We start from the raw sequence: 25,088 nt of genomic DNA on the forward strand, positions 1-25,088 counted from the left end.
AAAACACGACACAACTTTTTAACCAAAAAGCATAACAAAGCATGATGCGTGGACTTCCATCCCAACATCCACTGGCAACCGTAAGTCAGAAACAACCGGATGAAAGACGACCTCTTTATGCGCTGAACACCAAAAGAAGCGCTATGAGCCATTACCACAAGAAAGGGACCACGAGAATCGTTGATAAAAGTAGAGTAACACGGATATCCGCCCCCAACATGAGGACACAAGACGGAAAAACCGTGTAAAAAGGGCTTTTCTTATTATAATAATGTGAGACACACAATAAAAGTGAAAGAGTAACGTTTTAACATTAATAAACAAAAACATAGGCATCAACGTTAAAAAGCACATTTATTCGGTATAACAAAACAAGATGAACAGTAAGTTAGATTTCCAACCCAGGCTCTTTGCCACACTGAAGCATTACAACAAGAAGACATTCATGGCCGACCTCATGTCGGGCCTCATCGTTGGCATTGTAGCCTTGCCGCTCGCCATCGCCTTTGGTATCGCATCGGGTGTGACCCCAGAGAAAGGCATCATCACCGCCATCGTAGCAGGATTCATGATTTCGCTGCTGGGTGGCAGCAAGGTTCAGATTGGCGGTCCTACAGGCGCCTTCATCGTAATTATCTACGGCATCATTCAGCAATATGGCTTTGAGGGCCTCACCATTGCCACGCTCATGGCAGGCGCCTTCCTGATTCTCTTTGGTGTGCTCCACCTTGGCACCATCATCAAGTTTATCCCCTACCCCATCGTGGTGGGCTTCACGAGCGGTATCGCCGTCACCATTTTCACCACACAGATCAAAGACCTCTTCGGCCTCTCGATCGACAAGGTGCCCAGCGATTTCCTCGAGAAATGGTATTGCTACCTCTGCAACTTCGACACCCTCGACTTCTGGTGCGCCGCCGTTGGCGTACTGAGCGTTGTTATCATAGCCATCACCCCACGGTTTAGCAAGAAGATACCAGGCTCACTCGTAGCCATCGTGGTGATGACCGTGGCCGCGCTGATGCTCAAGCAGTTTGCCGGGGTTACCACCATTGAGACCATTGGCGACCGCTTCTCAGTGAGCAATGCCATTCCCGACGCTCACATGCCCAACCTCACATGGGACACCATCAAGAGCCTGGTGTCGCCCGCGCTCACCATCGCTGTGCTCGGCGCCATTGAGTCGCTGCTCTCGGCCACCGTTGCCGATGGTGTGATAGGCGACCATCACGACTCCAACACCGAGCTGATCGCCCAGGGAGTGGCCAACCTCGCCTCGCCCATCTTCGGCGGCATACCCGCCACAGGCGCCATCGCCCGCACCATGACCAACATCAACAATGGTGGCCGCACACCTGTGGCAGGAATCATCCACGCCGCAACACTCACACTCATCTTCCTTTTCTTCATGCCCTTGGCCAAGTATATCCCCATGGCATGCCTCGCCGGCGTGCTCGTCATCGTATCGTATGGCATGTGTGGATGGCGCTCGTTCCTCGCACTGATGAAGAACCCCAAGAGCGACGTGTCGGTGCTGCTCATCACATTCTTCCTCACCATCATCTTCGATCTCACCATCGCCATCGAGGTGGGCCTCATCATCGCATGTTTGCTGTTTATGAAACGTATGTCGGAGACCACCGAGGTGAAGGTTATCATGGACGAGATCAGCGAGGAGAGCGACATCACCACGGGCAACATTGAGCACCTCACCATTCCGCAAGGCGTTGAGGTGTACGAGATTAACGGCCCCTACTTCTTCGGCGCAGGAAACCGCTTTGAGGAAATCATGGCCACGTTTGGCGACCGTCCGAAGGTGCGCATCATCCGCATGCGAAAGGTACCGTTCGTCGATTCGACAGGTATCCACAACCTCACGAACCTCTGCGAGATGAGCAAGAGCGAAGGCATCCAAGTGGTGTTGTCGGGTGTTGTGCCACGCGTTCATGCCGCCCTTGAGAAGGCAGGCTTCTACAACTCCGTGGGCGAGAAGAACATCTGCAGCCACATCAACTTCGCCCTTGACAGAGCCAATGAGATTCTGAAAGAGCAAGAGGTTGAAGCCAACCCAGCATAATCCCCAATCGGTCATTAGACCGAAATAAGGAAAATAGTAGGATGTTATGGTTTCTTTCCAACTCTTGTCAGCGTTTCTTTCGGCATCTTGCTTCCATTCGCGTTTCGCCATAGCCCGCTATGGCTTCAAAGCGACTGTCGCAACCTGCTCGAAACAAACACTAACAAGAATTGAAATCTAATGACCCATTTGGGATAATAACCCATTTGGGATAATGACCCATTTGGGATAATTGCATAAAAAGCGCGACTCGCCTGAGTCGCGCTTTTTTGTTGCCATAACGCCCTATTCACATGATGACAAACGAGCTCAATGCCCCTGCACAACGCCCCTGCCACCAACCCACTCTATGACAAACAGGGGGCAAGCAGGGATTGTCCCCAAAGACGAAGGGCTTGGCGCAACCTGTAGGATGGTAGCACCAAGCCCTTCTTGGTATCTAAGGAGTGGCCCAACAGATGCCGAGCCACTCTGACATTTTACAAAAAGTAATGAAAGGGTGACAGCGACTACTTGTTGAGAGCCGCCTGCTCGGTAGGTGTGAGGCGCTGGGCCTTAGGGTGGCTGCCGCTCACCTTAAACTTATCGAAGCCCTCACCGTAGACACCGATGACATTGGTCTGGGTGACAAACGCGTGCGGATCGATCTCGTTGATGATGCTGAAGATGATTTTGCTCTCGCGGCGCTTGGCCATGATAAACAGCATCTTCACATCGTGGTTGGTGTAGAAGCCACGAGCCTGGATAACCGTGGCGCCACGGTGGGGATAGACAGCAATGCGGCTGGCTATCTCCTGATACTTATCGGAGATGATGAAGAACTGCACGCTGCGGCGCATGGAGCCCACCACCTGGTCGATACAGAAGCTCGACACCCAGAGCACCACATAACCATAGATAACCTTCTCCCAGTCTCTGAACACCAGATACGATGATGTGATGATGATAATATCGCAGAGCATCACCACTCGACCAAGCGAGATGTCGCGGTACTTATTGACAATGGCGGCCACAATATCGGTTCCGCCCGTCGATCCATTTGAGGCGAATCCCAAACCGATTCCCGAACCCGTAAAGATGGCTCCTATGATGGCGGCCATGAAAGGCTGGTCGTGAAGCATAGCCGTACCCGTGGCATACTTTTGGAACAGCGAAGTGATAAACGTCAGCACAAACACACCGTAAATGGTCTTGACGCAGAACTTAAAGCCAAGGATTTTCAGCGCCGCGAGCAACAAGGCGGCGTTGACAATAAAATAGGACCACTGCACTGGGAAACCTGTACCCCAGAACAAGACAGAAGAGATACCCGGAACACCACCTGTGGTAATGCTGTTAGGCAACAGGAAGACATTCCATCCAATGCTATAGGATATCATACCGACACCTATTCCAATGTAGTCGCGGATGTCTGCCCAGAATTTTAACTTTGTAAGTGTCATAATCCTTAATCTTATCTTTTTGATTATCAAATGATCTTTCCATTAGGTTGGCCACGACGCTCTGCATGGTAGGTTGACGGGCAGATTATTTGTCGGGCTCCAATTTCTGCGCAAAGGTACATCTAATAATTGAGACTCAACACTTTTCTTTGGTAAAGAAATGAAGAAAAATAGTTTTTTCTCTCGTGAGGCGCCTCAGATGACATGGAAGAAGCGCAGGGCGTTGCTCACACCCTCATCGTCGACCGACGAGGTGACGTGGTCGGCGACGGCCTTCACCATGTCGACGGCGTTGCCCATGGCCACTCCAATGCCCGCTTTCTGAATGATGGGAATGTCGTTTCCGCCATCGCCAAAGGCCATGGTGTCGGCCACATCGAAGCCCTCGTGCTGACACATGGCTACCATAGCCTTGCCCTTGTCGGCATCGCGGTGGGTGATGTCGGTGAAGGCGGGATGCCAGCGTGAGCTGACGCACGACACCAGTTGGCCCATCAGCGCCACCTCCTCCTCATGGGTGAAGAACGGGCTCAGTTGCAGCAGGGGTTCTTTCAGCGTAACGTCGAGTGGCGCAAACTCATAGTCGAGGTTCAGGCCCTCGCGAAACAGGCGCGTCAGTTCAGCCGAGTCGTTGATGAGGGATATGTGCTTCGTGCCCACCACCACACACGACTTGCCCAACTCATAGCAGGCATCCATCACGCGCTTGGCGTCGTTAGGGTCGATGCTAAAGCGGCCAAACGCCTCATCACCCACGATGCAAAGTGCTCCGGTGGTTGTGATGTAGCCGTCGATAAGGTCGGCTATTTGACCGAGGTTGTTGATGAACGGCTTCGGGCGCCCTGTGGAGATGTATACCTTCACACCATTGGCCTTGGCCTGGCGCAGGGCTTCCACCGTACTGTCGGGTATGCGATGGGTGTTGAAACTGACAAGTGTGCCATCAATATCGAAAAACAAAGCTTTGACCATAGCTACTCTGGAATTACTCATCATTGTTGTCGTCGTTCACCTTCTTCGGCCCCCTCACGCGTTCACCCTTCTTCAGGCCACTCGTCACCTGAATGTTAATGCCGTCGCTCAAGCCAGTGGTCACGCGGCGCTTCTCATAGGTTTTCTGCCCGTCCTTCTCCTTGACCACATTGACAAAGGTGCTTGTGCCCTCGAAGGTGATGGCACTCTCGGGAACGGTCAACGCCTGTTTGGCCTCAGCCAACACGATCTCTGCATTGGCGCTGTAGCCCGAACGAATCTTATTGGCTGTGCCCACATGCACGGCCGCCTTGATTTCAAACTGGTTGGCGCCGTTGTTCTGGGTGGCCTTGGGCGAAATATACTCCAGCGAAGCCTGCAGACGCTCATCCTGCATGGCGCCGATCGTTATCTTCATGGGCATGCCCGTCACCAAGCGTCCCACCTCGGTCTCGTCGACATTGCCTCGGAAAACAAGGTCGGCCATGTTGGCCACGGTGGCGATGGTCGTACCATCGTTGAACGTATTAGAGAGGATGACGGTGTTGCCCACCTTCACAGGCACATCAAGGATGAGACCACTGATGGTGGAGCGGATGAGCGTCGACGAGTTGCCGGCGTTCTCCTTCGATACGCCATCGCGCACAACCTCCAGGTTGTCCTTGGCAGCCCGCATCTCCTCGGTAGCTTGCCGCCATGCCTTGCGCTTCTGGTCATACTCGTCGCCACTGACCAAGCCCTTGTCGTAGAGCGCCTTCTCGCGCTCATAGTCGACCCGCGCCTGGCGCTCGTTGATGCCGGCCAGGCGGATGCGGGCTTGGGCCGCACTGAGCTGCCCCTCGTCGGGGATGACCTTCACCTTGGCAATGACCTCGCCGGCCGTTACGGTCTCACCCGCCTCCTTATAGATTGCGGAGATGATGCCCGATATCTGCGGTTTCACGTTGACCTCGTTGCGCGGTTCTATGCGACCGGTGATGATGGTGGTCTTGGAGATGTCGGTCGTCTTGACCGTGTACTCCTCGTACTCCACGGGTTGTGGTTGGCTTTTCTGCCAAAGGAAAACAAACGTGCCGACGAACACCAACAAGATGACGACGGCAAAGCCGATTTGGAAATACTTCTTCATAATGGTTTGTTCAGGCTATGGCTCCTCCCACTTCGGGGGAGGGTGGCCGTTTGCTTATGATGCGTTGTTTTTTATGTTTTCTAAGAATCGATGGGGCTATTCGTCGCGCATGGCGTCGACGGGTTTGACGCTCATGGCGCGAAGGGCTGGTGCCAACCCGGCTATCACGCCAAGGACCGTGAGCAGCGCCAAGGCGCCGACCGCTGTCCAGAAGCGCACTTGGAAATGGGCGGTGACGACGCCTCCGGTGGTGTTGGCAAGCTCTATCATCTCGAGCACCACAATGCCAAAGAGAATGCCCGCCATGCCAGCGGCAACGGTCAGGGCGATGCTCTCCGAGATGATTTGCGAGAGAATCATGCGCGGGGTGGCACCAATGGCACGGCGGATGCCAATCTCGGTCGTTCGCTCACGCACCGTCACCATCATGATATTGCTCACACCGATGGCACCTGCGAACAGCGTGCCAATGCCCACCAACCATATCAGGAGGTTCACGCCGCTAAAGAGGCTGTCGAGCATGGAGTACATCACCTCGGTGTTGATGAGGAAAATGGATTTCTCATCCGTAGGATCCACATCGTGAGCCTTGGCCAACACCATCCTGATGCGGTCTTGCATATCGGTCACCCGATAGCCGGGCTTGAGCGTCATACACAGCAAATCGATGCTGTCGCCGCGGTTATAAGCTTGCTGCATGAGCGTCAGCGGAACCACAATGGCCTGTTCCGCACTGCCGTTGATAGTCATGGAACCCGACGAATAATCGACTCCCACGACCTGGTAGAACGCCGAATCTACCTGTATGCGTTGTCCACAAGGGTCGCCTCCACCCGGAAAGAGACTCTTATAGACGCGCTTTCCGATGATGCACACACGCCGTCCCTCGGCAATGTCCATCTCATTGATGAACCGTCCATAGCTTAGCTTGGGCATCTCCACCTGCGCATAATTGGGCATTACACCCTTGAACGAGCAACTGGCTTTCTTGTCTTTATAAGTGGCCGAGCCTCCCCAATGGGAAAGCATGGGACTGATAACGTCGAGCTGGGGAATCTGCGACCTCAGCCGCTCCGTATCGCGGAAGGTCATTCCCCACGTACGCCCCTTGCGAAAGCCGTGGTAAGGCTTGGTGGTGGCTTGCGGATAGATGACGACCGTGTTGGTGGCGAATCCTTCGAAGTTGGCCGACAGATTCTCCTTCAGGCCTTGTCCGCCTCCGATGAGCGTAACAAGCATGAAGATTCCCCAAAACACGCCGAAGCCGGTAAGCAGCGAACGTGCCTTGTTGCGAGTGATGGTGTCGAGAATCTCGCGGTATCGGTCTATGTCGAATGTCACGGTATACCTTATTTTATAGGGTTGACAGTAATGCGGAGTGTGGCTAAGGGGCGTCATTCAGCCCGCAAAGCCTCAATGGGTCGGGTGCGCGCCGCACGAATGGCAGGGAACAAACCAGCTATCGTGCCTGCCACCACCATGAGCAATGTGGCCTCGACACACACGTCGATTCCAACGGTTGGATTGAGGAAAGTGGTGATTTTAGCAAAGCCCAGGTCGGTGACCTCGTGGCCTAACGTGGCGTCCATGTATTGGGTGGTGGCTATGCCGAGCAACATGCCCACATAACCGAAGAAGGTGGTGATGATAACGCTCTCCACGACAATGAGCCGCAGGATGCTTGCCGGCTTGGCGCCGATGGCCTTGCGAATGCCAAACTCGCGTGTGCGTTCTTTGACAGAGATGAGCATGATGTTGCTTACGCCAACAACGCCCGAGAGCAATGTGAAGATGCCAATGATCCAAAGGGCCAGCCTGATCATCGACATGCCCATGTTCATTTGCAGGTTTTGCGTGAAGCGGTTCCACACCCAGACGGCCTCCTCATCATCGGGCGACGCACCATGGTTGCGGTTGATGGCTGCCTTGTATTGTGTTTCAAACTCCGTGTTGGCCTGCTCGCTTGTCAGTCCACGAAACGAGAACAGGATGCGGTCGGCCTTGTTGCCTCGGCCGTACATGGTTCTCAGGGTGGTAAACGACGTGTACGCGTCGGTTCCCATGGTGCTCCCGTCGCGCTTCATGACGCCCACCACGCGGAAAGCGAAGTCGTCGACCTTGACCACCTTGCCCACAAGCGCCGTTCCATCGCCCGCAATGAGCTCTTTGGCCTGCTCATCGCTTATCACCAGCACCTTGCGCTGCTGCTCAAGGTCGATATCGTTGATGAATCGCCCGGCCAACATGTGCAACTTGTTGATGGTTGCCTCATTGGGATAAACGCCACAAAGAGAGGAACTGACGTAGTTGTCGCCCATGGTGATGGTGGCCCCCGCCTGCTGTATTTCCGCACCCACCGTTTCCACATTCTCGCTGAAACGCTGGCGTGTGGTGCCGATGTCGCCGTCGTCGAGGGTAATGTCGCGTCCTTCCTTCAAGCCATTGTAAGGTTTCGAGGTGGTTCCTCCAAACACCGACATCGAGTTGGCGAGGAAGTCGCCCATATTGTTCGTCACGCCGTTGATAAGTCCATTGCCCGCTCCCAGCAGCACGATAATCATATAGATGCCCCACGCCACGGCAAATCCCGTGAGCGCAGTGCGCAGCTTGTTGCGGCGTATCGTGGCGTAGATTTCCTGAATGAGATCGAACATGGCTTTTCTCCTTATATCATATAGCGCATGGGCGCCGCCATCTTATTTCATGATGGTGCCGCCTCCAAAAACGCTCGCTTTGTGCAAGTGGTTGTCCTCGATGCTTCCGATAAGGCCATCCTTAATGTGGATAATCTTGTCGGTTTCGTTGGCCACACCACTCTCGTGGGTCACCACAACAATGGTCTTATGCTCGTCGCGGTTGAGCTTCTTCAACAATTCCATCACCTCCAGACTGGTCTTCGAGTCGAGGGCGCCCGTAGGCTCGTCGGCAAGGATGATCTTGGGGTCGGTAATGAGGGCGCGTGCGATGGCCACACGCTGCTTCTGTCCACCCGACATCTCATTGGGATAGTGTGAGGCCCAAGGGCCAAGACCCAGTCGGTCGAGGTAATCCATGGCCATGCGGTGGCGCTTGCGGCGGCTAACCCCTTGGTAAAGCAGGGGCAATTCCACGTTCTCCACTGCCGTCTTGAATCCGATGAGATTAAAACTCTGGAAGATGAAGCCTATCATGTGGTTGCGATACTCGGCGGCGCGGGTCTCGCTAAGATCCTTGATGAGCGTTCCATCGAGCAGATACTCGCCGCTGTCATAGTTGTCGAGGATGCCGAGAATGTTGAGCAGGGTCGACTTGCCCGACCCCGACGCACCCATGATAGACACCAACTCACCCTCCTCTATATCGAGGCTCACCCCCTTGAGCACATGCAGGGGCTGAGCGCCGAAATAGGTTTTGTTGATGTCTTTCAGATGAATCATTGACATGTTGCCTCCTTATGAATGGCCCGACCACACATCGTCGCTGTTGTATTGCAGTCGGAAATTGATGGGAAGCTCATATTCCACTTTGATGGGCATGCCATAGCGCTTGCCCGGATTCCACTGGGGCATGGCGTTGATGACGCGCAAAGCCTCCTCGGCAAAGGCGTCGAGCGCCTCTTGGCGAACACGCTGGCGAGCGTCGCCACGGAGCTTTTGGTAGGGCAACTTGTCGTCTACGGTAATCTTGTTCTCCGTGACGCGAGCGTTGGAGATGGTTCCGTCGGCTTCCACCATAAACTTCACGAGCGTCTGTCCCTCCAAACCGTAGTTGCTTGCCACGCGCGGATACTTGATGCTCTTGGCGAGATAATAGCGCAACATGGTCTCACCGCCCTTATACTCAGGGTTCTTCGACATCTTGCTGCGGGGAATGCGCACACGCGACTTGTCGAGCAAGGTCAAGCGCCTGGCCAGTTTTTCCACGTCGACCGTGCGCTCAATGATGCGGCCTTCAGTATTGATGACGTAATAGGCGGGAATCCAATTGATCTTGAACATGCTGGAACTACGGGCCTCGCGCATCTTTTTCAACTCAGTGAGCTGCATGCCAAACATCTTGTTCTCACCGATGTATTTCTGCCAAGCCTCCTTGTTGGTGTCGTAAGACACGTGGATGAACACGATGCTGTCGGAATTGTAAACATACGAGAGATCATTCAGTTCGGGCATATCGCGGCGGCAATCGGGGCACCATGTGGCCCAGAAATGCAACACCACATATCGACCGCGAAGCGACTCAAGGGTGACATTATTGACCGAGTCGATGACCATCTCGGGCGCCATGGTGCCAATGGGCAACATGTCTTTGGCGTAGAGCGAGTCGGCATCCTCCGCATGAAGGCTGAGGAAGGGTATGACCGCCCAAAGGAACAGTAGAAGCTTTTTCACAACTATAAGGTTTTCGTAAATGATGTTTTGTTCACAAAAATACGGCTTATCGGCCAATTTCCCAAATAATCATTAGCTTTTCATCCAAGCGAAACATAAATTTAGCATGAATTAACTATCCTAACGCGGTGCGTAGGAAGTGGCAACGACGTTATTTTTTGTACTTTTGCAAATATAACACATCAGCACAAATTATGAAGATACAAACATTTGTCTTGGCGGCATGTGCCGTCTTGGCAACTTCGTCCCTACAGGCGAACGATTCCATCGACTATCATCCACAAACGGAAGTGAAGCAATACAACGGCTACCAACTGGTTTGGCACGATGAGTTCGACCGCGACGGAAAGCCCTCCGACGACTGGAGCTTCGAACAGGGCTTTGTAAGGAACAACGAATTGCAGTGGTATCAAGAGGACAACGCCACGGTGAAAGACGGTCTGCTCGTCATCGAGGGGCGCAAGGAAACGGTGGCCAATCCCCACTATCGTGAGGGCGACTGCCACTGGACACGCTCAAGGCGCGAGGCGCACTACACCTCATCGAGCCTCACCACACGCAAGAGCCACGTGTTTCGCTATGGGCGCTTCGAGGTGAGAGCCAAGATTCCCACGGCCTCAGGCTCGTGGCCAGCCATCTGGTTGCTGGGCAACCAATGGAGCTGGCCGGAGAATGGCGAGATCGACATGATGGAATACTACATCAAGGACGGCAAGCCGTCGATACTCGCCAACACCTGTTGGGGATCCAACAGGGCGTTCACCCCTGTGTGGAACTCCGTGGTGACGCCATTTGAGCATTTCACCCACCGCGACGCCCAGTGGACTGAGAAATTCCATGTGTGGCGTATGGACTGGGACGAGCAGTTTATCCGCCTCTATCTCGACGACGAGTTGCTCAACGTCACCGACCTTTCGAAAACGCGCAACGGCGGCGTGGACGGCAACCACGAGAACCCATTCAGCAACAACATCGAAGCATTTGGCGACTACATCCTACTCAACCTGGCCATTGGCGAGAACGGAGGCGTGCCCGACGACAGCCAGTTCCCCCTACGGTATTATGTGGATTACGTGCGCGTTTACCAAAAAACAATGTAATATTGTGGCTTACGGTGCGAAGACCACGCCCATTCTCCCCACCCGCCCCAACGCAAAAAGCAGCATGAAACACAATGTTTCATGCTGCTTTTTATCGTCTCGCGGGATGTGATCCAGCGATTACTTGCCGTGGTTCTCGTCGGAAACGGTCAGCTTCTTGCGGCCATGAGCGCGGCGAGAAGCCAGCACACGACGACCATTCTTGGTGGCCATTCTCTCACGGAAGCCATGCTTGTTCACACGACGACGATTGTGGGGCTGGAATGTTCTTTTCATTTTGTTGTTATTTTAATTGTTTATGATACATGAGATGACAAGGAACGGGCAAAGCATTCCTTTTGGGCTGCAAAATTACTCATTATTTTTTAAATGACAAAGAAATAAGCGTTTTTTCGCCGTCTTTCTATGCGATTTCTATAAAAATGTAGTAACTTTGCACCCGTCAATTCGATAACAATAACAATATCATAGATAGACGAACATGATTAACTCACAGGAAATTAAAAAGGGAACCTGCATCCGCATGGATGGCGGTATCTGGAAGTGCATCTGGTTTGAGCACCGCAAGCCGGGTAAGGGTAACACCGTTATGAACACCAAGCTGAAGAACGTGGCTGATGGCCGCGTGCTCGACCGTACATTCCAGGTTGGTTTCAAGCTCGACGACGTGCGCGTGGAGCACCGTTCATACCAGTATCTTTACGAGGATCCCACAGGTTGCATCTTCATGAACCAGGAGACTTTCGAGCAATTCCCCATCAGCCGCGACCTCATCACCGGTGGCGAGTATATGAAGGAAGGCGATATCGTTGACGTGCAGATCTCTGCCGACGACGGCTCTATCCTCTCAGCCGAGATGCCTCTTAAGACCAACCTCATGGTGACCCACTCTGAGCCGGGCGTAAAGGGCAACACCGCTACCAACGCCACCAAGCCTGCCACACTGGAGACAGGTGCTGAGGTGCGCGTGCCCCTGTTCATCGACGAGGGCGACGTTATCACCATCAACACTGAGGACGGCAGCTATGTCGGCCGTGTTACTGAGAAGAAGTAATCACACTCACTGAGATAACAGCGAAAGGTAAGAAGGTTGCATGTGCCGGGGCTTAGCCGTGGCCATAACCTTCTTGCCTTTTTTTATTCCAAATAACTATTTGTGGTTATCTCGACATTGACCTTTTCACATTCAATCCCCCACCTATGAAATACAGTCTGATCATCCCCGTTTTCAACCGTCCCGACGAAGTCGACGAACTGCTCGACAGTCTTTTACACCAAAAGCTGAAGGACTTTGAGGTCATCATTGTGGAAGACGGATCGCAAACGCCCTGCCGCGACGTGTGTTACCGCTACGCCAGCCAGTTGCCGCTGCGCTATTTCATGAAAGAGAACAGCGGTCCCGGACAGAGCCGCAACTATGGTGTGGAGCGCGCTACAGGCGACTATGTGCTTATTCTCGACTCCGACGTGGTGCTTCCCGAAGGTTACTTGCAGGCCGTCGACGATGAGTTGCGACGCGAGCCCTGCGACGCCTTTGGCGGCCCCGACCGCGCGGCCGACACGTTCACTCCCGTGCAGAAGGCCATTTCCTATTCCATGACGTCGTTCTTCACCACAGGCGGCATTCGCGGCGGAAAGAAAAAGCTCGACAAGTTCTATCCCCGCTCGTTCAACATGGGCATCCGTCGAGAGGTCTACAACAAGCTCAACGGCTTCTCGAAGATGCGTTTCGGTGAAGACATCGACTTCTCCATTCGCATCATCAAGTCGGGATTCAAGACACGCCTATTCCCCGATGCATGGGTTTACCACAAGCGCCGCACCGACTTCCGTAAGTTCTGGCGTCAAGTGTTCAACAGCGGCATCGCACGCATCAACCTCTATAAGAAATACCCCGACTCGCTGAAACTGGTCCATCTGTTACCCGCCGTGTTCACCGTAGGCGTCATCCTGCTTACGTTGATGTTCCTCGGAGGCCTCGTTGGGGCATTTGTGATGTTCCAGATGGGCTATGGCATGGAGCAAGCCCTGCCGTTGGCAATCAGCGCATTATCGTTGGACATGCTTGCTTTCTACGCTGCCGTCATCTTCCTCGACGCCAACTGCCAGACGGGCAACCTATGGGTAGCCGCTCTCTCGGTTCGCGCCGCCTTCACCCAACTCATGGGATACGGCTGCGGATTCATCAAGGCTTGGTGGCGCCGCTGCGTCCTGGGCAAGGACGAGTTTGAGGCTTACAAGCGCAATTTCTACAAATAAGCGTAAGCGACTGGATCTTATGCCATACGAAGACACGACCAAACTAACCATCACCGACTGGGCCGAGGAAGACCGTCCACGCGAACGGTTGGAGCGCTTGGGCGCCGAGGCGCTCTCCAACGCAGAGTTGCTGGCCATCCTCATCGGGTCGGGCACGCCACAGGTGAGTGCCGTCGACCTGATGAAGAACGTGCTGGCCTCCTGCCACAACAATCTCAACACGCTGGGAAAGATGACCATCCGCGACCTGGAAGCCTTCAAGGGCATCGGGCCGGCCAAAGCCATCACCATACTCGCCGCCTGCGAACTGGGCAAGCGGCGAGCCCGTGAGAAAGCCGAGGAGCGCACCGACCTGGGATCGGCAACGGCCATCTACAACCTCATGCATCCCAAGATGCAGGACCTCGACGTTGAGGAGTTCCACATCTTACTGATGAACCAGCACTTCAAACTCATCCGCGAGGTGCGCATCAGCCACGGGGGCATCACGGAGACGGCCGTCGACATTCGCGTCATTATGCGCGAAGCCATCCTCAACAACGCCACCGTGTTGGCCGCCTGCCACAACCATCCCAGCGGCAACACCCATCCGTCGCGTCAAGACGACCAGCTCACCGAGCGCATCCGAAAGGCGTGCGACATCATGCGCATTTACTTTCTCGACCACGTGATCGTAACCGACGGCAGTTATTATTCATATCGTGAACAAGGGAAGCTGTAGAGCGCTTCCCTCCTTTTTTATTGGCTTTATGCGTCATTTTCTAATTTTCCTACTCCTGTTGCTAACCACTCCGGCCGCCATGGCCCAGAAACCCTATCATGGCGACGGCCCCGACGACTGGTTGCGCTTTGTGCCCGTCGCCTCGGCTTACGCCCTGAAGGCCTGCGGTGTGGAGAGTGCGAGCTCCTGGAAACGGTTGGCCATAAACACGGCAACGAGCTATGTGCTGTCGTGCGGCACCACGTGGGCGTTGAAACACGCCATCCACGAGCGACGTCCTGATGGCACCGACAACCGCGCATTCCCATCGGGCCACGCCACCGTAGCGTTTGCGGGAGCCGCCATTCTCGACAAGGAGTTTCGCCACGTGTCGCCTTGGATCAGCGTGGGAGGCTATGCCGTAGCCACGGGAGTGGCCGTCGACCGCCTCGTGCGCAACCGCCACGAGTGGCACGACGTGGTGGCGGGCGCTGCCATCGGTGTGGGTGGCACATGGCTTGGCTATTGGCTCGGCGACAAGATTACGGGCAAGAGCAGTCGCTACCAAGTGGGATTCGACGGCAACTGCGTATCATTGGCGGTAAAGTTATAGTAGGCCCCGAGCCAGTTGGCGCAATGGATGTGCGCCCATCGGGTTAACCACAAACGCACGACGGGCATGAAAGCCAATTGCTGGCCTTCATGCCCGTCGTATTTTTTATGAGTAATGATTACTCCTCAGGAGCCTTATCGATCAGATCCATGAACTGGTCGAGCTTCGGCGTGATGATGATCTGTGTGCGGCGGTTGCGCTGCTTGCCCACCTCTGTGTCGTTCGAGGCAACGGGATTGAACTCACCACGGCCACCAGCGGTCAGGCGCTTGGGCTCCACACCGAAGTGGTTGATGAGATACTGCACCACTGATGAAGCGCGAAGAGCTGAGAGATCCCAGTTGTTGCGGATGTTCTTCATCGTAGCGGCCTCGGTGTTGATAGGCACATTATCGGTGTTACCCTCAATCAGCACGTCGTAGTCCTTGTAGTCCATGATGATCTTAGCGATCTTCGAGAGCGTCTCCTGAGCGCGGTCGTTAATCTCATAGCTACCACTCTTATAGAGCATATTGTCGGCCAACGAGATGTAAACCACACCCTTGAGCACCTGCACGTCGACCTCCTTCATCTCCTCTTTCGAGAGCGAACGAGTGAGATTGTTGGTCAACACCATGTTGAGCGAGTCGCTCTTACTCTTCACCTCCACGAGGTGACGGATGTATAGGTTCGACTCATTGATCTGATCGACGAGCTTAGAGATGTTTACGTTGTTGTCGCTTGTGTTGGAGAGACTCTTGTCGAGACTCTTCTGCAGAGCGGCATAGTCCTTCTTCTGCTGAGCCAACTGATCCTCAAGAGAGCTCACGCGGGCCTGTGAGGCGGCCAGACGCTCCTTGGTATCCTGATAGTTGGTGGTCAGTTCCTTGTTCTGATTCTGACAATTTTCAAGGTCTTTCTTGCTGGCGCAACTCGTAACGAGCATCGTTGCGGCGAGCGCAGCCAGTACAATCATGTTCTTTTTCATATCGTTTTTTTTAGGATGTTTACTATAACGAGTTGTTGGTGAGTGCCTTCTTACAGACTCTCTTGCAGCTTGTTAGTTAACGCCTTGCATGATGCAAAGTTACAAGTTAGACGGTTGTTGTCCACCAAATGTTTCAAATGTTTAGCTATTTTTAACCGCTTTCACCGTATTTTTATAACAATTCCCATCTTTTGCGGGTAAAAACGCTACTTCACGGTCATGCAGTCGACGTCGGGCATCCAGGTCTGTTCGTTGTAAAGACGCACGATGTTGTCGCCCTTTTGGAGCTTCACCTTTAGGCTGACAGTGGCGTTTCCGTCGACGGTAAGCGTCTTCACATCGGTTCCGTTGACACTAACCGTAAACTGGCGCTTGTCGGGCGAGAGGCACTTGAAAGAGAGCGTACGCTTTCCAGCCTTATTCACGTAGACATGTTTCCACTGCAAATCGTTTTGGGTCGAGCAGCCCAGCCATGTGGCCTTCATGCCAGCCGAGCAACGATCGTCGTACTCATAGATACCGGTTTTCTTCGCTTGGTTGTTCCAAAGCTCCTGATAGTCGGAGATGTAAGCCGTCTCCGCCTCATAGCGTTGGCGCTCCAAGCGCTTCGTGGCGGTAAGAAGATAGATGCGGCAGCCATGTCCAGGCACGCTCACCTGCATCTGACCATCGGTGCGTGCAGCCTCATCCTTGCGCTCAAACACATCGCGCACGGCAATGGTTCCCGCCAAATCGACATCGCGGAACGACAAGGTTGCCTCTGCCGCTTGGGCAGAAGGATTGTAGAAAGCCACGGCACGCTGCAAGCCGTGCAATGTGTTGACGTCTTTCACCAGGATGTAAACGCCATTCGACAGGGCCACGGGATAGGCTTGCTGGTGGGGCGCGTCTTGCGAGAGCGCCAGCAGTTCAGGATTCTTCAGCAAGGCGAGCGTCTGCGGCTTGATGGATCCCAGGTCGCAACCTATGAGCAACGGACTCTCCATGAAACACCACATGCCGAAATGGGTCTTATCCTCCTCTTGGGTCATCGAGCGTCCCACCTCCAGCATATCCATGTCGTTGTAATGGCCGTCGCTGCTGTAGGCCGAGAGATAAAGGTTCTCGCGCAGGATGCCCGCCACCGATTTCCACCCATCGTATATATCAACCGTGGTACGCCATGAGTCGGCCACGCCACTCACCCATGTGCCAGGGTAGTTCCATCGGCACACGTTCATGCGCACATCGGTGCGCCCAGTTGCGTCAATGGCCTTTCTGATGGCGGTGTATCGGGTTTCCTCGTCGAGCTGAAGACGGTCGGTGTTTTGCTTGGCGTCGCCTCCACAGTAGTCTATTTTGATAAAATCGAATCCCATATCCTTGAAATAGAAGCGTGCGTCGACGTCGTCGTGTTCGTACATGCCGACCCTCACGGCGAGCGTATCCTTGTCGTAATAGTTGCCGCAAGTGTTGCGACCGGCGTCTGAGTAGATGCCCGCCTTCAGTCCCAAGGAGTGGATATAGTCGGCCACAGGCTTGAGCCCATAGGGGAATCGGTGTGGGTTGATTTTCAATTTGCCATCGGCCCCACGACCTCCTTGGAAGCCATCGTCGATGTTGATATACTTGTAGCCAGCGTCCTTCAGACCCGTCTTCACCATGCAGTCGGCCTGATGACGGATGAGACTGTCGCTGATGTTCACACGATAGGTGTTCCACGAGCTCCACCCCATGGTCGGTGCGTTGTTGGTTTGCGCGTTGACGCTCATTGTTGCCAACGCCATCGCCACTGTCAGCAATTGTTTTCTGTTCATTGTTTTTGTAGATTGTTAGTATAAAAAATGCGTCATCGCAAGTGCAATAGGTTTGTTTTTGCCGTTCTTAGGCCGATGATCAGATGGGGTTTCGGCTACCTGAGCTTGGGCCATCCGTCCTCCCACACCATACGGCGTTGCACAAGGATGCTCTGTCCATGCAGTGGGATGCTGTAACCGTGGCAGACAAAGGTGTCGCCGTCGGGAAAATGATAGGCTGCACAATGGCCAGCCGCCTCGAAATTCGTGCCATCGCCGGCAATGACGGGCGTGCCTCCCCCCGCATACATCGGGCGTCCTTCACGGTCGACATAAGGTCCGTAGACCTCCTTGCTCCGTCCCACCACAACGCGGTAGGTGCTCTTTTCTCCCCGGCAACAATAGTCCCAACTAACGAAAAGATAGTAATAGCCATCATGGTGGAGGATGAAAGGCGCCTCGATGGCGTTCACCCCAGCATGCCTCGACGTAGGATTCTCCTGTCCCTCGGGTGCGTTTCGATAATAGCGCCGGGCAATGGTACGCGGGTATCCGGCCAGTTGCAGTCTTCCGTCGCACATGCCTAACGGGGCCATCTGAATGCCGTCCCAGAACGATCCCCACGCCATCCACAGACTGTCGTTGCGGTCTACGACGAAGGCCGGGTCGATGGCGTTCCAGTTGTCGCGCCGCCCCTTACTGGCCACAAGGCATCCCTCGTCTTGCCAATCGGCCGAGGCCAATGTCGAGGCCGAGAGCAATCCAATGGCCGACGTGTTCTTTCCGAAGGTGGAACAGCTATAGGCCATCCACCAACGGTTGCGCCACCGAATGACGTCGGGCGCCCACACATGGCGCTCAAATCCCGGAACACTATCGTGTGTCCATGCGGGAATGCTCTTGAGCAGGCCGTCGCGCTTCACGCTCCACGTGCGCCGGTCGGTCGAGGTCATGCACCCGATGTTCCAACCAGTGTAGAACGCATAGTAAACACCCTTCTCATAAGCCATCACCGGATCGTGGACAAACGGAGTGTCGGTGTCGAAAGTGATGGGGCGAGGCTTCCGTTGTTGCGCAAATGCAAACAGTGGTAGAAGGGCGCAAATGAGCAACCCCAACAGACAATTATGCCTCATGGCGTTTCATCTTTAGGAAAATGAGGAGGAGCACGGCGCTGATGATAAACACAAAGCCAATGCAAATGCCGGGCGTCAGGGTGTCGCCAAACACCAATATGGAGATGATCATGGCCGTCAGGGGCTCAAACGCTCCCAGGATGGCGGTCAGGGTGGCGCCAATCTGCTTAATGGCGGGAATGAGCATCACATTGCTCAGCGCCGTCGACACGATGCCCAGGAGAGCGAGGTTGACAAACACGTCGGTGCTATCCACAGCGCGTACGCCGTCGAAGAAGAAGAAAGAGAGAATGACGAAGAACAGCGCGCCGATGAGGAACACGTAGAACGTCAGTTTCAAACTCCCCATGTGACGCACCCGCATGTGGGGCATCGACACCATGTAGAGGGCGTAGGAGAAGCCGGCCGCCATCTCAATGACGACGCCCAGGGGATGGATGCTTCCGTCGCCACCCATGTTCGACATGCACGCCACACCCATAATGGCGAGCGTCATGGCTCCCAGGGTACCCAACGAGAATCGCTCATGGAAGAATATAAGCATGAGCAACTCCGTCCAAATGGGATAGGAGAACACAAGGGTTGTGGCCACGCCACTGGGAATATAGTTGTAACCCAGGATCATGAGCAGCGCCTCGGTGTCGTAGAACAACGCCAACAGGCAGATCTCGCCAAACTCGATGAGCGACAGCTTCATGTCGACGCGCTTCCAGAGCAGCACGGCCAGAATGCCCAAACAGCCGAAGGCGAAGCGGTAGACCATCATGGACGACAGATGCATGCCGGTGGCCATCACAGGGATGGAGAAGAGCGGGATCAGTCCGAACGAAGTGGCCGACACCCAACGGTTGGCAAATCCTTTTACGGTATTGGATACTTGCATAGTAGATTGTAGGATTAAAAAGATTGTGTGTGTATTGAACCGATTGTTGCCTTTTTCAGGGAAGGATGCCTATAGGGTATCAATAGAGCAACAGCAGGCCCGCCAGGGCAGCGTAGCATATCATTCGGATGGGATTGATCTTCACCCATTTGGTGCCCACAAACGTAGCGACGAAGAGCGCTATGCTGATGGAGAAGCGCCAGGGATTGTCGGGCGTGGAGAAGTTTTCGCCATTGCAAAGCAGCAGGGTGGCGGCGGCCAACAAGCCCACAACAGCCGGGCGGAGGCCTGTGAAGACGTCTTGCACGGCGCGGGTCTTCATGTATTTCATAAACATCTTACTGATGAGAATCATCAAGATGAACGAAGGGAGCACCAGGGCCGTGGTGGCCGTGAGCGACCCTAATATGGCCAGGAAGCCGTCGAAGCCTGCGTTGTGCACCGCCGTGTAGCCGCAATAAGTGGCCGAATTGATGCCAATGGGGCCCGGGGTCATCTGCGAGATGGCCACGATGTTGGTAAACTCGGCCGAGCTCAGCCAAGCATGGTTGCGCACGGTCTCCATCTGAATGAGGGAGAGCATGCCGTATCCGCCTCCAAAGCCAAAGAGGCCGATCTTAAAGAATGTCCAAAACAGCTGTAAGAATATCATAGCTTTTATTTCAGATATTTACCGTAGAGATAACCGCCGGCTCCGGCGGCAATGATAATCCAGATGGGGTTGACGCCGAGTGCCCATATCAACAAGGCCGACACCACAGGTATCCACCCGTTCGACAGGTTGACCTTGGCGCTCTTGGCCAGGTTGAACGTGGGAACGGCGATGAGCGCCACAACGGCCGGTCGTATGCCATTGAACATGGCCGCAATCCATTTCACGTCCATAAACTGGCGAAAGATCATGGCGATGGCTAAGATGATGAGGAACGAGGGCAGGCAGGCGCCAAGCGTGGTGCAGGCCGCCCCTTTCACCCCTGCTATCTTGTAGCCGATGAAGGTGGCGATGTTGGCTGCGAAAACGCCTGGGCAACTCTGCGCGATGGCAATGAGGTCGATAAACTCCTCCTGCTTGATCCACTGGCGTTTCTCCACCACTTCCGACTGGATGATGGGTATCATGGCGTAGCCTCCGCCCAAGGTGAAGGCCCCAATCTTGAAGAAGGTGGTGAAGAGCGGCAACGCTTCCTTGAGTCCTACCGTCTTTGCGATGGCAGGCCGACGCTCGTCGAGGGGGGTGTTTGTTGTGTTATTATCCATTGTTTGGTGGGCGATGCTACGTGAGGTGGGTTCGTCTCACGTGTCGTTTTATTCCCACAGAGGCCATCTTACCTTTATTATATCGGTGAGATGGCCTTGTGAAATATTAAAATACCCCTCTCCGAGGAGAGGGGATTTATATAAGAGGTCTATTGAAAATCTTAGTTGATCTTCTTCTCAATCCACTTCCTCGCATTGACGAAGGCTTCCATCCACGGCGTAACGTCGTCGGCCTTGCGGTCGGCTGGGTACCAAGCGTTCTGCCAGGGGAAGATGGCACGCTCCGGGTGGGGCATCATGGCGAGGTGGCGACCGTCGGCCGAGCAGATACCGGCCACGTTGTAATCTGAGCCGTTGGGGTTGCCCGGATACTCCTCGTAGTTGTACTTCGCCACAACGTTGTAGTGGTCCTCGCTCTCGGGAAGCTCGAAACGGCCCTCTCCGTGAGCCACCCAGATGCCGAGCTTGTCGCCGCTGAGCGATCCCAGCATCACGCTGTTGTTCTGAGGAATGGCGAGTCCGAGGAATGAGCTCTCAAACTTATGCGACACGTTGTGCAACAGATGGGCACGGTGCTCGTGCTCTGGATTGATGAGGTTGAGCTCCACCATGAGCTGGCAACCATTGCAGATACCGAGCGACAGCGTATCCTCGCGGGCATAGAAACGGTCGAGCGCCTCCTTGGCCTTGGGGTTGTAGAGGAACGCTCCAGCCCATCCCTTGGCCGAGCCGAGCACGTCGCTGTTTGAGAATCCACCGCAGAAGACGATCATGTTCACCTCGTCGAGTGTCTCGCGACCGCTGATGAGGTCGGTCATCATCACGTCCTTCACCTCGAAGCCTGCCAACCACAGCGAGTAGGCCATCTCACGATCGCCATTGGTTCCCTTCTCACGGATGATGGCTGCCACGGGTGCCTTACCGGCCTGCTTGCCGTTCTTCTTGGCGTCCTTCCAACGGTCGGGGTTGATGCCAAGCGACTCGAACGAGCCCTTGAATGTGTCGTGCAACTTGATTTGCAGCGGTTGGTTCTTATAGTTGGCATAGCGCTTGGCGGCCATGCCGTTCATGCTCTGATGCTCATCGAGCAGGGCCGATGTGCGATACCATGTGTCGCGCAGGGCGTCGATGTCGAACTCGTGCTTCCACTCGTCCTTCACCACCACCAGCTGTCTGTTGCCCGGTGTGGGGTAGGCAATCTTGGCGTAGCCGATTCCCTCATCCTCCAAATACTCCTTCAGCTCGCGCTTGTGGGTGTCGCTTACCTGGATGACCACACCCGGGTTCTCGGCGAAGAGAATCTTCACCACGTCGACCGACTCGGGGGCTACGTCGTGGAGGTTGACATGCATGCCGCCCTCCTGGTTGGCAAACATCATCTCCAGCAAGGTGGTGATGATACCACCGGCCGACACGTCGTGGCCAGCCATGATCCAGCCCTTCTTAATGAGGTGCTGCACGGCGTTGAAGCAGTCGGCGAAATATTCGGGGTTCTTCACGGTCGGCACATCCGAGCCAATCTTACCCAGGGTCTGGGCGAAGGCCGAGCCACCGAGGCGCTGTGCGTCGAACGAGAAGTCGATGTAATACAATGATGAATTCTTGTCGTTCACCATCACGGGCGACACGGTCTTGCGCACGTCGCTCACCTCAGCGCCAGCGCTGACGATGACGGTACCCGGGGCGATGACCTTCGAGCCATCGGGGTATTGCTGTGAGAGCGAGAGCGAATCCTTGCCCGTGGGAACGTTCAGGCCAAGGCTGCAACAGAAGTCGGAGAGGGCCTGCACGGCGTCGTAGAGGCGTGCGTCCTCACCCTGCTGTGAGCGGCACGGCCACATCCAGTTGGCTGAGAGGTTGAGGTTCTGCACGGCCGACGGGTGCTCGCGGTCGGTGGCGATGGGTGCCCACACGATGTTGGTGAGGCTCTCAGCCACGCTGAGCACACTACCCGCAGCGGGATTGGCCATACCAGCCTGAGGCGCATGGCCGAGGGCGGTGGCTATACCGGCGTGTCCGCGGAAGTCGAGGGCCACCACACCACAGTCGCTCAGAGGCAGTTGCACCTGTCCCTGTGTCTGCTGGCGGGCAATCTTACCCGTCACCGAACGGTCGACCTTGTTAGTGAGCCAGTCCTTACAAGCCACAGCCTCAAGCTGCAGCACGTTATTGAGGTACTCGTCGATGTTGTCGACGGTGTAGGTTGCGTCCTCATAATGGTGAACGACGGTCTCGTCGCGCATCACGGTCTTGGGCGAATGTCCGAACATCTGGGCCACATCAAGGTCGAAAGGCTTCACGCCATCGCCCTGCTTGAACGAGAAGTGGGCGTCGCCTGTGGTGCGTCCCACCACATAGAACGGTGCGCGCTCGCGTGCGGCGATCTTCTCCACCTTGTCGAGCTGGTCGTCCTCGATGAGCAGTCCCATGCGCTCCTGGCTCTCGTTGGCAATGATTTCCTTGGCCGAGAGGGTCTTGTCGCCGATGGGCAACTTGGTCATGTCGATCTCGCCACCACACTCCTCAACGAGCTCTGAGAGACAGTTGAGGTGTCCGGCCGATCCGTGGTCGTGAATGGATGTTACGGGGTTGGTGTCGTCCTCCACCAGGGCGCGCACCAGGTTGTAGGCGCGTTTCTGCATCTCGGGGTTGGCACGCTGCACGGCGTTGAGCTCCACGGCTGTTCCATAGCGGCCTGTGTCGACCGACGACACCGAGCCACCGCCCAGTCCAATGCGGTAGTTGTCGCCACCCACCACTACGATATCCTCGCCCACCTTGGGCTCCTTCTTCAGGCAGTCGCGCTTCTTGCCGTAGCCCACGCCACCGGCCAGCATGATCACCTTGTCGTAAGCATACACGGCGTTGCCTGTTGCCGACTCGGCGTTGCCCACGTTCTGCTGTGCGGCTGAGCCGTCGGGCAGTGTGGCGGTGTCGGCCGACGAGGTCTGATACTCGAAGGTGAGCACCGAACCTGCGATGAGGGGCTGGCCAAACTTGTTACCGAAGTCGGAAGCGCCATTCGATGCCTTGGTGAGGATTTGGCGCGGCGTTTGGTAGAGCCACTTACGGGCGGCGATGCCTGCCTCCCATGCGCGTCCCTCGGCCGAGCCGTCCTGCTGCTGGGCGTCCAAGCGCGGGTAAGAGGTCATATACACGGCGGTTCCGGCGATGGGCCATGAACCGACGCCGCCACCCATACGGTCGCGAATCTCACCACCGGTTCCCGTGGCGGCTCCGTTGAACGGCTCCACAGTGGTGGGGAAGTTGTGGGTCTCGGCCTTCAGCGACACCACGCTCTCGATGGGCTTCACCTCAAAGAAGTCGGCTGTGGTCTGGTCGACCGGTGCGAACTGCTCGATGGTGGGACCCTGTGCGAACGCCACATTGTCCTTATAGGCAGAGAGAATCTTGCCCGGATGCTCCTTTGTGGTTTTCTTGATGAGCGCGAAGAGCGACGAGGGGCGCTCCTCACCGTCGATGATGAATGAGCCGCCGAAGATCTTGTGTCGGCAGTGCTCCGAGTTGATCTGGGCGAAACCGAAGATCTCCGAGTCGGTGAGCGGACGACCATTCTCCTTCTCAATCTTATGGAGATACTCTATCTCTTCAGGACTCAGGGCCAGTCCTTCTTCCTCATTATACTGCTCGATGTTGTCCACTCGCTTGATGGGCTCAGGCTGATGGTTGACGGTGAACACCTGCTGGTCGAGACCGTTGTACATGCGCTGCAGCATGCGGTCGTGACTGGCGTTCTCACTGTCCACGGGGAAGAATTCCTCTATACGCGAAATGCCGGTGAGACTCATGTTTTGCGTGATCTCAACGGCATTGGTGCTCCATGGGGTTATCATCTCTCGGCGTGGGCCGACAAAGAAGCCTGTAAGGGTGGTGGCGTCCACAAGTGTGGCGTTGCCATAAAGCCAGCAGAGGGCTTGTTTCTCTTGCTCGCTGGGCTGGTGGTCCATCTCAGTGGCAATGATGTTCTCCTTAGGAGTCTTGAAGAATAGTATCATGATCTGTATAAATTAATGGTGCGTGATTATACGCCTGCAAAATTAACGGTTTTTTCCTGAATACGGGCAAGCGCAACCTATCTTTTTTAATCGAAATGGAACAATAGAGCGAAAAAAGGTTCACGGATGAATGTGTCTCACACAAGAAATGGAATCCGACGGATGGAATGGGACTGGAATTCACCCCAAAACGACAGCTCCTCAGCGGCCGAACGGCAGGCTCCATACACCCTCATCTACCCTTAGGTTGAAAAAATATGCACCTTCGTTGAAAAAACGCCACAAAAATGAGGAATCATTCGGAATTTATTCGTAAATTCGCCACCGCATGCTGGGGTTTGCTCTCTATCAATAACGCAACACTATGGTTAGCGAATTCTTTGGCATGACACTAT

Annotated in this window: 21 protein-coding genes; 6 read left to right on the forward strand and 15 right to left on the reverse strand. The window is 54.9% G+C overall.

What is annotated here, in order from left to right; all coding sequences use genetic code 11:
- Positions 1-376 precede the first annotated feature (376 nt).
- Positions 377-2,077 carry a SulP family inorganic anion transporter gene (locus tag KM934_RS03300; RefSeq protein WP_215759196.1) on the forward strand — a complete coding sequence of 567 codons (1,701 nt, stop codon included), beginning with the start codon at positions 377-379 and terminating at the stop codon, positions 2,075-2,077.
- A 509-nt stretch (positions 2,078-2,586) separates the two neighbouring features.
- On the opposite strand, the gene KM934_RS03305 is transcribed toward KM934_RS03300, so the two are convergent.
- From KM934_RS03305 to KM934_RS03335, 7 genes are all read right to left on the reverse strand, one after another.
- Positions 2,587-3,519 (reverse strand): YitT family protein, encoded by a 933-nt coding sequence (locus tag KM934_RS03305; protein ID WP_215759197.1) that lies wholly within the window; start codon positions 3,517-3,519, stop codon positions 2,587-2,589.
- A 195-nt stretch (positions 3,520-3,714) separates the two neighbouring features.
- On the reverse strand, positions 3,715-4,491 hold the full coding sequence (locus KM934_RS03310; RefSeq protein WP_215759198.1) for a Cof-type HAD-IIB family hydrolase: 777 nt from the start codon (positions 4,489-4,491) through the stop codon (positions 3,715-3,717).
- Positions 4,492-4,504: 13 nt separating this feature from the next.
- Positions 4,505-5,620: an efflux RND transporter periplasmic adaptor subunit gene (locus KM934_RS03315; protein ID WP_215759199.1), complete on the reverse strand. Its 1,116-nt coding sequence runs from the start codon at positions 5,618-5,620 to the stop codon at positions 4,505-4,507.
- 96 nt (positions 5,621-5,716) lie between these two features.
- Entirely contained in the window at positions 5,717-6,961 is a 1,245-nt protein-coding gene (locus KM934_RS03320; RefSeq protein ID WP_215759200.1) for an ABC transporter permease, read from the reverse strand.
- A gap of 53 nt (positions 6,962-7,014) precedes the next feature.
- A complete protein-coding gene (locus KM934_RS03325) occupies positions 7,015-8,274 on the reverse strand; it encodes an ABC transporter permease (RefSeq protein ID WP_215759201.1) in 1,260 nt (419 codons plus the stop codon).
- A 42-nt stretch (positions 8,275-8,316) separates the two neighbouring features.
- Positions 8,317-9,036, reverse strand: coding sequence for an ABC transporter ATP-binding protein (locus tag KM934_RS03330; RefSeq protein ID WP_215759202.1), 720 nt, complete (start codon positions 9,034-9,036; stop codon positions 8,317-8,319).
- Positions 9,037-9,051: 15 nt separating this feature from the next.
- Positions 9,052-9,987 (reverse strand): thioredoxin-like domain-containing protein, encoded by a 936-nt coding sequence (locus tag KM934_RS03335; protein WP_215759203.1) that lies wholly within the window; start codon positions 9,985-9,987, stop codon positions 9,052-9,054.
- A 194-nt stretch (positions 9,988-10,181) separates the two neighbouring features.
- On the opposite strand from KM934_RS03335, the gene KM934_RS03340 reads away from it, so the two are divergent.
- Entirely contained in the window at positions 10,182-11,087 is a 906-nt protein-coding gene (locus KM934_RS03340) for a glycoside hydrolase family 16 protein (RefSeq protein WP_215759204.1), read from the forward strand.
- Positions 11,088-11,207: 120 nt separating this feature from the next.
- Here KM934_RS03340 and rpmH read toward each other — a convergent pair whose 3' ends face one another.
- Positions 11,208-11,363, reverse strand: a complete 156-nt coding sequence (gene rpmH, locus KM934_RS03345; protein ID WP_004378018.1) for a 50S ribosomal protein L34 — start codon at positions 11,361-11,363, stop codon at positions 11,208-11,210.
- Positions 11,364-11,568: 205 nt separating this feature from the next.
- On the opposite strand from rpmH, the gene efp reads away from it, so the two are divergent.
- From efp to KM934_RS03365, 4 genes are all read left to right on the forward strand, one after another.
- Positions 11,569-12,141 (forward strand): elongation factor P, encoded by a 573-nt coding sequence (gene efp / locus KM934_RS03350; protein ID WP_215759205.1) that lies wholly within the window; start codon positions 11,569-11,571, stop codon positions 12,139-12,141.
- Between the two features lie 146 nt (positions 12,142-12,287).
- Entirely contained in the window at positions 12,288-13,346 is a 1,059-nt protein-coding gene (locus KM934_RS03355) for a glycosyltransferase (RefSeq protein WP_215759206.1), read from the forward strand.
- Between the two features lie 19 nt (positions 13,347-13,365).
- Entirely contained in the window at positions 13,366-14,067 is a 702-nt protein-coding gene (gene radC / locus KM934_RS03360; protein WP_215759207.1) for a RadC family protein, read from the forward strand.
- A 79-nt stretch (positions 14,068-14,146) separates the two neighbouring features.
- Positions 14,147-14,659: a phosphatase PAP2 family protein gene (locus KM934_RS03365; protein ID WP_252344872.1), complete on the forward strand. Its 513-nt coding sequence runs from the start codon at positions 14,147-14,149 to the stop codon at positions 14,657-14,659.
- Positions 14,660-14,777: 118 nt separating this feature from the next.
- On the opposite strand, the gene KM934_RS03370 is transcribed toward KM934_RS03365, so the two are convergent.
- From KM934_RS03370 to purL, 7 genes are all read right to left on the reverse strand, one after another.
- Positions 14,778-15,626 carry an OmpA family protein gene (locus tag KM934_RS03370; protein ID WP_215759209.1) on the reverse strand — a complete coding sequence of 283 codons (849 nt, stop codon included), beginning with the start codon at positions 15,624-15,626 and terminating at the stop codon, positions 14,778-14,780.
- Between the two features lie 206 nt (positions 15,627-15,832).
- On the reverse strand, positions 15,833-17,422 hold the full coding sequence (locus tag KM934_RS03375) for an alpha-galactosidase D (protein ID WP_215759210.1): 1,590 nt from the start codon (positions 17,420-17,422) through the stop codon (positions 15,833-15,835).
- A 95-nt stretch (positions 17,423-17,517) separates the two neighbouring features.
- Positions 17,518-18,537, reverse strand: coding sequence for a family 43 glycosylhydrolase (locus tag KM934_RS03380; protein ID WP_215759211.1), 1,020 nt, complete (start codon positions 18,535-18,537; stop codon positions 17,518-17,520).
- Entirely contained in the window at positions 18,527-19,420 is an 894-nt protein-coding gene (locus KM934_RS03385; RefSeq protein ID WP_215759212.1) for a DMT family transporter, read from the reverse strand. Before KM934_RS03385 ends, KM934_RS03380 begins: the two co-directional genes overlap by 11 nt.
- A 79-nt stretch (positions 19,421-19,499) precedes the next feature.
- The gene (locus KM934_RS03390) at positions 19,500-20,072 is read right to left on the reverse strand and encodes a chromate transporter (RefSeq protein ID WP_215759213.1); all 573 of its coding nucleotides are present in this window, start codon (positions 20,070-20,072) and stop codon (positions 19,500-19,502) included.
- Between the two features lie 5 nt (positions 20,073-20,077).
- Entirely contained in the window at positions 20,078-20,677 is a 600-nt protein-coding gene (locus KM934_RS03395) for a chromate transporter (RefSeq protein WP_215759214.1), read from the reverse strand.
- Positions 20,678-20,838: 161 nt separating this feature from the next.
- Positions 20,839-24,693, reverse strand: a complete 3,855-nt coding sequence (gene purL / locus KM934_RS03400; protein ID WP_215759215.1) for a phosphoribosylformylglycinamidine synthase — start codon at positions 24,691-24,693, stop codon at positions 20,839-20,841.
- Between the last annotated feature and the right edge of the window lie 395 nt (positions 24,694-25,088).

Source organism: Hallella faecis (genome assembly GCF_018789675.1).
Lineage (GTDB): Bacteria > Bacteroidota > Bacteroidia > Bacteroidales > Bacteroidaceae > Prevotella > Prevotella faecis.

Bases quoted from the DNA above. Each gene is read 5' to 3' on its own strand.
- KM934_RS03375 (WP_215759210.1), bottom strand. From the start codon at position 17,422: ATGAACAGAAAACAATTGCTGACAGTGGCGATGGCGTTGGCAACAATG.
- KM934_RS03390 (WP_215759213.1), bottom strand. From the start codon at position 20,072: ATGATATTCTTACAGCTGTTTTGGACATTCTTTAAGATCGGCCTCTTT.
- radC (WP_215759207.1), top strand. From the start codon at position 13,366: ATGCCATACGAAGACACGACCAAACTAACCATCACCGACTGGGCCGAG.
- KM934_RS03370 (WP_215759209.1), bottom strand. From the start codon at position 15,626: ATGAAAAAGAACATGATTGTACTGGCTGCGCTCGCCGCAACGATGCTC.
- KM934_RS03355 (WP_215759206.1), top strand. From the start codon at position 12,288: ATGAAATACAGTCTGATCATCCCCGTTTTCAACCGTCCCGACGAAGTC.
- rpmH (WP_004378018.1), bottom strand. From the start codon at position 11,363: ATGAAAAGAACATTCCAGCCCCACAATCGTCGTCGTGTGAACAAGCAT.
- KM934_RS03395 (WP_215759214.1), bottom strand. From the start codon at position 20,677: ATGGATAATAACACAACAAACACCCCCCTCGACGAGCGTCGGCCTGCC.
- KM934_RS03330 (WP_215759202.1), bottom strand. From the start codon at position 9,036: ATGATTCATCTGAAAGACATCAACAAAACCTATTTCGGCGCTCAGCCC.
- KM934_RS03325 (WP_215759201.1), bottom strand. From the start codon at position 8,274: ATGTTCGATCTCATTCAGGAAATCTACGCCACGATACGCCGCAACAAG.
- purL (WP_215759215.1), bottom strand. From the start codon at position 24,693: ATGATACTATTCTTCAAGACTCCTAAGGAGAACATCATTGCCACTGAG.
- KM934_RS03385 (WP_215759212.1), bottom strand. From the start codon at position 19,420: ATGCAAGTATCCAATACCGTAAAAGGATTTGCCAACCGTTGGGTGTCG.
- KM934_RS03310 (WP_215759198.1), bottom strand. From the start codon at position 4,491: ATGGTCAAAGCTTTGTTTTTCGATATTGATGGCACACTTGTCAGTTTC.
- KM934_RS03315 (WP_215759199.1), bottom strand. From the start codon at position 5,620: ATGAAGAAGTATTTCCAAATCGGCTTTGCCGTCGTCATCTTGTTGGTG.
- KM934_RS03305 (WP_215759197.1), bottom strand. From the start codon at position 3,519: ATGACACTTACAAAGTTAAAATTCTGGGCAGACATCCGCGACTACATT.
- KM934_RS03340 (WP_215759204.1), top strand. From the start codon at position 10,182: ATGAAGATACAAACATTTGTCTTGGCGGCATGTGCCGTCTTGGCAACT.
- KM934_RS03300 (WP_215759196.1), top strand. From the start codon at position 377: ATGAACAGTAAGTTAGATTTCCAACCCAGGCTCTTTGCCACACTGAAG.
- KM934_RS03380 (WP_215759211.1), bottom strand. From the start codon at position 18,537: ATGAGGCATAATTGTCTGTTGGGGTTGCTCATTTGCGCCCTTCTACCA.
- KM934_RS03365 (WP_252344872.1), top strand. From the start codon at position 14,147: ATGGCCCAGAAACCCTATCATGGCGACGGCCCCGACGACTGGTTGCGC.
- efp (WP_215759205.1), top strand. From the start codon at position 11,569: ATGATTAACTCACAGGAAATTAAAAAGGGAACCTGCATCCGCATGGAT.